Here is a 9,277-nt window from a genome sequence, read left to right as displayed (position 1 = left end):
CGCGTCCGCGTCCCCCGCCGGATCCGCGCGCACCTCCCCGCCCGCTGCGACGCCGTCGCGAGAGACGCGCGGCGCAGGCCGAAGGACGCCGCCCCCGACCGCCGCCCCGAAGCCGAAGCGCCGCCACCCCAAGTGGCCGTACGTCCTGGTCCTGCTCGTGGTGCTCTTCGGCGGCGCGGCCGTCATCGCGACGTCGCTCTTCGGCCCGGTCGTGTCCGCGCTGCTCACGCCCGCCGAGCCCACCGACTACGACGGCGAGGGCTCGGGTGAGGTGCAGGTGGTCGTCAAGACGGGCGACACCGGCAGCACCATCGGCGACACCCTCGCCGCGCAGGACGTCGTGAAGACCTCGAAGGCCTTCTACCAGGCGGTCGTGGGCTCGGGCGGCGAGGTCGTCTTCCAGCCCGGGACCTACACGCTGCGGAAGCAGATGAGCGCGGCGTCCGCGCTGGCGATGCTGCAGGATCCGTCGAGCCAGGTGCAGGCCAAGGTCACCATCCCGGAGGGCCAGACGGCCGCGCAGGCGTTCGAGCTCGTCGCCGAGGGCACCGGCACCCCCGTCGCCGACCTCGAGGCGGCCGCCGCGGATCGCACCGCGCTCGGCATCCCCGCCGAGGCGCCGAGCATCGAGGGCTACCTCTTCCCGGCCACCTACGACTTCCCGCCGGGCACCTCGGCCGCCGACATGGTCAAGGCGATGGTGGGCCGCACCTTCCAGGCCCTGGACCAGGCCGGGGTACCGGCCGCCGACCGACACCGCGTGCTCACGATGGCGGCGCTCATCCAGAAGGAGGCGCGCTTCGAGGGCGACTTCTACAAGGTGTCGCGCGTCTTCCAGAACCGCATCGACATCGGCATGCCGCTGCAGTCGGACGCCACGGTGGCGTACGGGGCGGAGTCCTCGGGGCGCGTCACGACCACGGACGCGGAGCGCGCCGACGACAACCCGTACAACACCTACGTGCACCCGGGCCTGCCGGTCGGTCCCATCTCCAACCCCGGCGACCTCGCCATCAAGGCCGCCATCGCCCCGGCGGACGGCCCGTGGCTGTACTTCGTGACGGTGAACACCATCACGGGCGAGACGGTGTTCTCGGAGGACTACGACGACCATCTCAAGGCCGTCGCGCAGTGGCAGCAGTTCATGAGGGACAACCCCGGGAATGGCTGATCCGCGGACGCCGGCCGTGCGGCTGGCGGTCCTCGGCAGCCCCATCGCGCACTCGCTCTCGCCGCGGCTGCACCGCGCGGCGTACGACGTGCTCGGGCTCGACTGGTCCTACGAGGCGGTCGAGTGCACGGGGGGAGACCTCCGCGCGTTCGTCGACGGCCTCGGATCCGGCTGGCGCGGCCTCTCGCTCACGATGCCGCTGAAGCGCGACGTGCTGCCGCTCCTCGACCGGATCGACGACACGGCCCGGCTCGCGGGCGCGGCCAACACGCTCCTCCTGGAGCGGGACGCGACGGGCGCCATCGCGCGCCGCGGCGCGAACACGGACGTCGCCGGCATCGTGCGAGCGCTGGGAGGCGCGGGTGTCGGCGGCGTGACCGACGCCGTCGTGCTGGGCGCCGGATCCACCGCCCGGTCCGCGCTGGTGGCGCTCCGCGACCTGGGAGCGGCGCGCGTCACGGTCGTGGCGCGGCGCCCGGAGCAGGCGCGCGAGCTGGAGCCCCTGGCCGACGAGCTGGGCATCGTGCTCCGGATGGCGCCGCTGGACGACACGGCCGTCACCCTGGCGGGCGCGGAGGCGGCGATCTGCACGCTGCCCGGGGACGCGGCGGCCGGGATCGCCCTGCCGTCGGCGCTCCGGGACGACCGGATCCTCCTCGACGTCACGTACGCGCCGTGGCCCACCGGGATCGCGTCGGGCTGGGAGCGCGCGGGTGGCCGGGTCGTGCCGGGGATCGACATGCTCGTGCACCAGGCGCTCGGCCAGGTGCGTCTGTTCGCGGGCGGCGACGCGGAGGCGCCGCTGCCGGATGACGAGCGCGTGCTCGCGGTGATGCTCCAGAGCGTCGGCCGCGATCCCGGAAGGCCCTGGACGGGCGCCTGACCCGCCGGTCCGTCCCTGCCGCTGTGGGAGGATGGGGCCATGCTGCGTTGGCTCACCGCCGGGGAATCCCACGGCCCCGAACTCATCGCCGTCCTGGAGGGCCTGCCCGCGGGCGTGCCCGTCAGCCTCGACGGCATCCGCGCCGACCTCGCCCGCCGCAAGCTCGGCTACGGCCGCGGCGCGCGCATGGCGTTCGAGCAGGACGAGCTGAGCCTGTCGACCGGCGTGGTGCACGGGCTGTCGCTCGGCAGCCCCATCGCCGTGCGGATCGGCAACACGGAGTGGCCCAAGTGGGTCGACATCATGAGCCCCGAACCGGTGGATCCGGAGAAGCTGCAGGGCGCGCGCGCCGCGGCCCTCACCCGCCCCCGCCCCGGCCACGCCGACCTCGTCGGCATGCAGAAGTACGACTTCGACGAGGCGCGTCCCGTGCTCGAGCGCGCCAGCGCCCGCGAGACCGCCGCCCGCGTCGCCCTGGGTGCCGTCGCGCGCGCGTTCCTCGCCGAGCTCGGCATCACGCTCGTCAGCCACACGCTCGCCATCGGCCCCGTCCGCGTGCCCGAGGGCGCACCGCTGCCGACACCCGCCGACGTCGACGCGCTCGACGCGGATCCGCTGCGCTGCTTCCACCCCGAGACGAGCGCCCGCATGGTCGACGAGGTCGACGACACCAAGCGGAGCGGCGACACGGTCGGCGGCGTCGTCGAGGTGCTCGCCTACGATTTGCCGCCCGGCCTCGGCTCGCACGTGCACTGGGACCGCCGCCTCGACTCGAAGCTCGCGGCCGCGCTCATGGGAATCCAGGCGATCAAGGGCGTCGAGGTCGGCGACGGCTTCCTCACGACCACGCGCCGCGGATCCGAGGCGCACGACGAGCTGTTCTCCACGGCCGGCGGCATCGGCCGGTCCACGGACCGCGCGGGCGGCACCGAGGGCGGCATGTCGACGGGCACGGTCCTCCGCGTCCGCGCGGGCATGAAGCCCATCGCCACCGTCCCGCGCGCCCTCCGCACCATCGACACCGCGACCGGCGGCGCCGCCCCCGCGAACCACCAGCGCTCCGACGTGTGCGCCGTCCCCGCGGCGGGCGTGGTCGCCGAGGCCATGGTCGCCCTCACGCTCGCCGACGCGGTGCTGGAGAAGTTCGGCGGCGACTCCGTCGGGGAGACCCTCCGGAACATGCGCGGCTACCTCGACGCGATCCCCGAGGGCCGCCGCACCGGCGCCGACCTCGTGGACGAGGCGGACGCCGCTCCGCCCGCGCCGCCCGAGGCCTGATCGTGCCGGTCGTCCTGATCGGCCCGCCCGGCGCGGGCAAGACCACGGTCGGCCGCCGGGTGGCGAAGGCCCTGGGGCTGCCGTTCACGGACACCGACCGCGCGATCGTGGACGCGCACGGATCCATCGCCGACATCTTCCGCGAGCACGGCGAGCCGCGGTTCCGCGAGCTGGAGCGCGCTGCGGTCGTCGCCGCGCTCGCGGACGACGGCGTCGTGTCGCTCGGCGGGGGAGCGGTGCTCGACCCCGCCACGCGCGCGGACCTCGAGACGTGCGGCGTCGTGCTCCTCACCGTCAGCGAGCACGCCGTGCGCGCGCGGATCCGCGGCCACGACCGCCCGCTCGTCGACGGCCTCGACAGCTGGCGCCGCATCGTCGCCGACCGCGAGGAGCTGTACCGCTCGCTCGCCGACCTGACCATCGACACCTCCGACCGCCCGCTCCCGCGCATCGTCCGCGAGATCGAGCGCTTCGCCCGGGAGAGGCAGCCATGACCGAAGCGACCCCCACCGAGACCGCCGCCGCGGAGGCCGCCGCGGCCGAGCCCGACGCGCCCACCGTGATCCACGTCTCCGGCACGCCCGGGTACGACGTGACAGTGGGTCGCGGTCTCGTCGCCGGCGTCGGCGCGCTGCTCGGCCCGCGCGTCCGCAAGGTGCTCATCGTGCACGCGCCCGCCCTCGCCGAGGAGGCGTCCAGGCTGCGCGAGCGCCTGCAGGGCGACGTCGAGGTGTACCTCGCCGAGGTGCCCGACGCGGAGGGCGCCAAGCGCGTCGAGGTCGCCGCGTTCTGCTGGAAGATCATGGGCACCACGGACTTCACGCGCTCGGACGCCGTCATCACGCTCGGCGGCGGCGCCACGACCGACCTCGGCGGCTTCGTCGCGGCGACGTGGCTGCGCGGCGTCATGCTCATCCAGATCCCGACGACGGTGCTCGCCATGGTCGACGCGGCCGTCGGCGGCAAGACCGGCATCAACACGTCCGAGGGCAAGAACCTCGTCGGCGCCTTCTACGCGCCGACCGCCGTGATCGTCGACCTCGACCTGCTCGCGACCCTGCCGCGCGAGGAGATCGTCACGGGCTTCGCGGAGATCGTGAAGGCCGGGTTCATCGCGGTGCCGGAGATCCTCGACATCGTCGAGCGGGACGTGGCGCGCGTCACGGATCCCACGAGCCCCGAGTTCCGCCGTGTGGTGGAGCTGTCCATCGCCATGAAGGCCGAGGTCGTGGGGGAGGACTTCACCGAGAAGGGGCGCCGCGAGATCCTCAACTACGGGCACACGCTCGGGCACGCCATCGAGCACGCGGAGCGCTACCGCTGGCGGCACGGCGCGGCCGTCGCGGTGGGCATGATGTTCGCGGCGGAGCTGTCCCGTCTCACCCGCTCGCTCCCCGACGAGGCGGTCGACCGGCAGCGGCGGATCCTCGACTCGCTCGACCTGCCCACCAGCTACCCCGTCGGCCGCTGGCCCACGCTCGTCGCCAGCATGAAGCGCGACAAGAAGGCGCGCGGCGACATGATGCGCTTCATCGTGCTCGACGGCGTCGGTCGCGCGAGCGTGCTCAACGGGCCAGAGGAGGCGCTGCTGTTCGCGGCGTACCAGGAGATCGGGTCGTGACGGATCCCGCGCATCCCGACGCGCCCGCGCGGCCCGTCGCGCTGGTCACGGGCGTCGGCCGGGTGGCGGGTCTCGGCGCGGCCATCGCCGAGGACCTCGCCCTCGGCGGCTGGGACGTCGCCTTCTCCTACTGGTCCGCGTACGACGCCCGCATGCCGTGGGGCCGGCAGCCCGAGGACCCGGCCCGGGTGGCCGAGGCGGTCGAGCGCGCCGGCGGCCGGGCGCATGCCATCGAGGCCGACCTCATGGACACCGACGCGGCCGAGCGGATCCTCGACGAGGTCGAGCGCGCGCTCGGACCCATCACGGGCCTCGTCCTCAGCCACGCCGAGTCCGTCGACAGCGGGCTCCTCGACACCACCGTGGAGAGCCTCGACCGGCACCTCGCGGTCAACGTGCGGGCGTCGCTCCAGCTCATCCAGGGCTTCGCGCGCCGGTACCGGGCCGAGCCCGGCGCCGGCCGCATCGTCGCGCTCACGAGCGACCACGTCGTCGGGAACGTGCCGTACGGCGCGAGCAAGGCGGCGCTCGACCGCATCGTGATCGCGGCGGCACGCGAGCTCGAGCACGTGCGCGTCACCGCCAACCTCGTGGATCCCGGGCCCACCGACACCGGCTGGTTCACGCCCGAGCTGCGCGAGGGCCTCCGCCAGGCCACGCCCCGCGGGCGCCTCGCCGAGCCCCGCGACGCCGCGGCGCTCGTGTGCTTCCTGCTGTCGGCGGAGGGCGGCTGGATCAACGGGCAGCGCATCCGCTCGGACGGCGGCCAGAGCGTCGGCTGACCCGCCCTAGGCTGTTCGCATGTCACGCGTGCTCGTCCTCAACGGCCCCAACCTCGGACGGCTCGGCAGCCGCGAGCCCGACGTGTACGGCACCGGATCCCTCGACGACCTCCGCCGGGAGCTCGTCGCCTTCGCGCCCGACGACGTCGAGATCGACCTGCGCCAGACCGACGACGAGGCCACCCTCATCGGCTGGCTGCACGAGGCCGTCGACACGGCGACCCCGGTGATCATGAACCCGGCCGCCTTCACGCACTACTCGTACGCGCTGCGCGACGCCGCGGCGCTCGTGACGAAGGCCGGCCTCCTCCTCATCGAGGTGCACATCTCCAACCCGCACGCGCGCGAGGAGTTCCGGCACCAGAGCGTCATCTCGCCCGTCGCCACCGGCGTCATCGCGGGCCTCGGCACCGGGTCCTACCTCCTGGCCCTCGCGCACGTCGTGACCGGCACCCGTTAGGCTGATCCCTCGGATCGCCCCGCCGCCCGCACGGTCGGCACCGGCATCCCCGCGCGGCCGCACCGACGCCGCACCTCCCGCACGTCGAACAGGCAAGGATCCTCCCCGCATGGCCTCTACCGCTGACATCAAGAACGGCGTCGTCCTCAACATGGACGGCCAGCTGTGGACCGTCATCGAGTTCCAGCACGTGAAGCCGGGCAAGGGCGGCGCGTTCGTGCGCACCAAGGTCAAGAACGTCATGAGCGGCAAGGTCGTCGACCGCACGTTCAACGCGGGCGCGAAGATCGAGACCGAGACGGTCGACCGCCGCGACTTCCAGTACCTCTACGCCGACGGCGAGAACTTCGTGTTCATGGACACGAGCGACTACGACCAGATCACCCTGTCGGCCGCGCAGGTCGGCGACGCCAAGAACTTCATGCTCGAGAACCAGAACGTCACCGTGGCGCTGCACAACGGCGAGGGGCTCTACGTCGAGCTGCCCGCGTCCGTCGTGCTCACCATCACGTACACGGAGCCCGGCCTGCAGGGCGACCGCTCCACGGGCGGCACCAAGCCCGCGACGGTCGAGACCGGCCACCAGATCCAGGTCCCGCTCTTCCTCGAGCAGGGCACGCGCGTCAAGGTGGACACCCGCACGGGCGACTACCTCAGCCGCGTCACCGACTGACCCCGGTGAGCGCACGCACCAAGGCGCGCAAGCGCGCCCTCGACGTCCTCTACGTCGCCGACATCCGCGGGCAGACGATCCCCGCGACCCTCGCCGTCGAGCAGCAGCGGGCCGCCGCGGAGCCCGACCGGCAGGCGTCCTGGGCATACGCCCGCGAGATCGCGGAGGGCGTGGTGGAGCACCAGGACGAGATCGACGAGCTCATCGAGACGTACTCCGTGAACTGGACCCTCGCCCGCATGCCCGCCGTCGACCGCGCGATCCTGCGCATCGGCATCTGGGAGATCCTCTTCAACGCCGATGTCCCCGACGGCGTCGCCATCTCGGAGAGCGTCGACCTCGCGTCGTCGCTGTCGACGGACGAGTCGGCGTCGTTCGTGAACGGAATGCTGGCGCGGATCGCGGCGACGCAGGCCTGATCGCGCCACCGGCGTTACGCCGCGTGACGAAGCGCGACGGCGTGTGACGCACGGGGATCCGCGCGAGGGCGCGTCGCCCTAGCGTCGGGTCATGCCCGTCACCGCACCCGCCTCGCGACCCGATCGCGCTCCCGCGTCGTCGGATCCGACAGCGCAGCTCGCGCCCGGCTCCGCCGGCGCCGTCGAGCTGCGCGGGGTCGGGCGCTCCTTCGCCGTCGACGGATCCCGCGTCAGGCGGACCGTGCTCCGCGACGTGGACCTCGACCTCGCCGCGGGCGACGTCGTGGCCGTCCTCGGCCCGTCCGGCTGCGGCAAGTCGACCCTCCTCCGCCAGGTGAGCGGACTCGACCGGCCCGACGCCGGATCCATCCGCATCGACGGCACGCCCGTCGCCGACGTCGACCAGCGCTCTGCGGTCGCGTTCCAGGAGCCGCGGCTCCTGCCGTGGCGCACCGTCCGCGCGAACGTGCGCCTCGGCCTGCCGCGCGACGTGCCGCGCGCGGAGGGCGACGCCCGCGTGCGCGACCTGCTCGAGCTCACCGGCCTCGCCGAGGCGGCGGACCTCCGCCCCCGGCAGGTCTCCGGCGGCATGGCCCAGCGCGCCTCACTCGCCCGCGCCCTCGCGCGGCGGCCCCGCGTCCTCGTGCTCGACGAGCCGTTCGGCGCGCTCGACGCCCTCACCCGCCTCCGGATGCAGGACCTCCTGCTCGACGTGCACGCGGCGATCCCGACCACGGTCCTCCTCGTCACGCACGACGTGGACGAGGCGCTGCACCTCGCCGACCGCGTGGTGCTGCTCGGCCCGGACCCGGAGGAGGGCGCGGCACCCGGCGCGACCGTGCGCCGCGTGCTCGAGGTGCCCGGATCCCGCCCCCGCGACCGCGGCGACGCGACCCTCGCCGCCCTCCGCGCCGAGCTGCTCGAGGGGCTCGGCGTGCCGGGCCACCGGGCGCGCTGAGCCGGACCCGCACCGCCACCCGCCCGACCGCCACCCGCATCACCCGACTCCGCACCGACCGACTCCGCACCGACCGACACCGCACCGACCGACACCGCATCACCCGACACCGCACCGAGGACCCACCGTGACCCGTCTCCTGCCCCGCAGATCCCTCCCCGCCCTCGCGCTCGCGAGCGCCGCCGTCATGCTCCTCGCGGGCTGCGCCGCGGGGGAGGGCTCGTCCGTCGCCCCCGCGGCCGACGCCACCGCGGACCCCGCCGGCTGGAGCGCCGACACGCTCACCCTCGACTGGGCGACCTACAACCCGCTCAGCCTCATCGTGAGGGACCAGGGCCTCGTCGAGAAGAGGCTCGGATCCGACGTCACGGTCGACTGGGTGCAGAGCGCGGGCTCCAACAAGGCCAACGAGCTGCTGCGCGCGGGCGCCGTCGACGTGGGATCCACCGCCGGATCCGCGGCGCTCCTCGCCCGCGCCAACGGCTCGCCCATCCGCACCATCGACGTGTACTCGCAGCCCGAGTGGACCGCGATCGTCGTGCCGAAGGGATCGCCCATCACGAGCGTCGACCAGCTCCGCGGCGCCGACATCGCGGCGACGAAGGGCACCGACCCGTACTTCTTCCTGCTGCAGACGCTGGACGAGGCAGGCATCCCCGCGTCCGACGTCACCATCCAGAACCTCCAGCACGCCGACGGCCGCGCGGCCCTCGAGAACGGCTCGGTCGACGCGTGGGCCGGGCTCGACCCGCTCATGGCCGCGAGCGAGGCGGAGGCGGGATCCACGCTGCTGTACCGCAACGTGGACTTCGCGACCTACGGGTTCCTCAACGCCACGCAGTCGTTCCTCGACGCGTCGCCCGACCTCGCGCAGGCCGTAGTCGATGCGTACGAGGAGGCGCGCGCCTGGGCCGTCGACCACCCGGACGAGACGGCGGCGATCCTCGCGCAGGCCGCCGCGATCGACCCCGCCGTGGCGTCCACGGTCATCGACCGCACGAACCTCGGCGTCAGCCCCGTGCCGGGCGACGC

At 74.0% G+C, this 9,277-nt stretch carries 11 protein-coding genes; all 11 read left to right on the top strand.

All coding sequences use genetic code 11. From position 1 onward, the window contains the following. On the top strand, positions 1-1,171 hold a 1,171-nt coding region (gene mltG, locus DZG00_RS08615), incomplete at its 5' end, for an endolytic transglycosylase MltG (RefSeq protein ID WP_233550107.1). Continuing rightward, on the top strand, positions 1,164-2,054 hold the full coding sequence (locus DZG00_RS08610; protein ID WP_119381892.1) for a shikimate dehydrogenase: 891 nt from the start codon (positions 1,164-1,166) through the stop codon (positions 2,052-2,054). The genes mltG and DZG00_RS08610, both read left to right, overlap by 8 nt. A gap of 39 nt (positions 2,055-2,093) precedes the next feature. Then, positions 2,094-3,332: a chorismate synthase gene (aroC, locus tag DZG00_RS08605; RefSeq protein ID WP_119381891.1), complete on the top strand. Its 1,239-nt coding sequence runs from the start codon at positions 2,094-2,096 to the stop codon at positions 3,330-3,332. 2 nt (positions 3,333-3,334) lie between these two features. After that, positions 3,335-3,826, top strand: a complete 492-nt coding sequence (locus DZG00_RS08600) for a shikimate kinase (protein WP_119381890.1) — start codon at positions 3,335-3,337, stop codon at positions 3,824-3,826. Beyond that, positions 3,823-4,953 carry a 3-dehydroquinate synthase gene (aroB, locus tag DZG00_RS08595; RefSeq protein ID WP_119381889.1) on the top strand — a complete coding sequence of 377 codons (1,131 nt, stop codon included), beginning with the start codon at positions 3,823-3,825 and terminating at the stop codon, positions 4,951-4,953. The genes DZG00_RS08600 and aroB overlap by 4 nt, the downstream gene beginning before the upstream one ends. Then, positions 4,950-5,735 carry an SDR family oxidoreductase gene (locus DZG00_RS08590; protein ID WP_119381888.1) on the top strand — a complete coding sequence of 262 codons (786 nt, stop codon included), beginning with the start codon at positions 4,950-4,952 and terminating at the stop codon, positions 5,733-5,735. Before aroB ends, DZG00_RS08590 begins: the two co-directional genes overlap by 4 nt. Positions 5,736-5,754: 19 nt before the next feature. Further along, the gene (locus tag DZG00_RS08585; protein ID WP_119381887.1) at positions 5,755-6,195 is read left to right on the top strand and encodes a type II 3-dehydroquinate dehydratase; all 441 of its coding nucleotides are present in this window, start codon (positions 5,755-5,757) and stop codon (positions 6,193-6,195) included. Between the two features lie 109 nt (positions 6,196-6,304). Then, complete coding sequence (gene efp, locus DZG00_RS08580) at positions 6,305-6,868, top strand: elongation factor P (protein ID WP_119381886.1); 564 nt, start codon at positions 6,305-6,307, stop codon at positions 6,866-6,868. 5 nt (positions 6,869-6,873) lie between these two features. After that, entirely contained in the window at positions 6,874-7,287 is a 414-nt protein-coding gene (nusB, locus tag DZG00_RS08575) for a transcription antitermination factor NusB (protein WP_119381885.1), read from the top strand. Positions 7,288-7,378: 91 nt separating this feature from the next. After that, on the top strand, positions 7,379-8,245 hold the full coding sequence (locus tag DZG00_RS08570; protein ID WP_199689805.1) for an ABC transporter ATP-binding protein: 867 nt from the start codon (positions 7,379-7,381) through the stop codon (positions 8,243-8,245). 127 nt (positions 8,246-8,372) lie between these two features. Further along, positions 8,373-9,277: aliphatic sulfonate ABC transporter substrate-binding protein (locus DZG00_RS08565; protein WP_119455535.1), on the top strand; the 905-nt coding region annotated here is incomplete at its 3' end.

The organism is Clavibacter lycopersici (assembly GCF_003576405.1).
Lineage (GTDB): Bacteria > Actinomycetota > Actinomycetes > Actinomycetales > Microbacteriaceae > Clavibacter > Clavibacter lycopersici.
Note: the sequence above shows the minus strand (reverse complement) of the source record. Positions and strands in the feature narration are given on the sequence as shown.

Excerpts from the sequence above, each read along its gene's own strand:
- DZG00_RS08610 (WP_119381892.1), top strand. The coding sequence starts at position 1,164 with ATGGCTGATCCGCGGACGCCGGCCGTGCGGCTGGCGGTCCTCGGCAGC.
- aroC (WP_119381891.1), top strand. The coding sequence starts at position 2,094 with ATGCTGCGTTGGCTCACCGCCGGGGAATCCCACGGCCCCGAACTCATC.
- aroB (WP_119381889.1), top strand. The coding sequence starts at position 3,823 with ATGACCGAAGCGACCCCCACCGAGACCGCCGCCGCGGAGGCCGCCGCG.
- DZG00_RS08585 (WP_119381887.1), top strand. The coding sequence starts at position 5,755 with ATGTCACGCGTGCTCGTCCTCAACGGCCCCAACCTCGGACGGCTCGGC.
- efp (WP_119381886.1), top strand. The coding sequence starts at position 6,305 with ATGGCCTCTACCGCTGACATCAAGAACGGCGTCGTCCTCAACATGGAC.
- DZG00_RS08570 (WP_199689805.1), top strand. The coding sequence starts at position 7,379 with ATGCCCGTCACCGCACCCGCCTCGCGACCCGATCGCGCTCCCGCGTCG.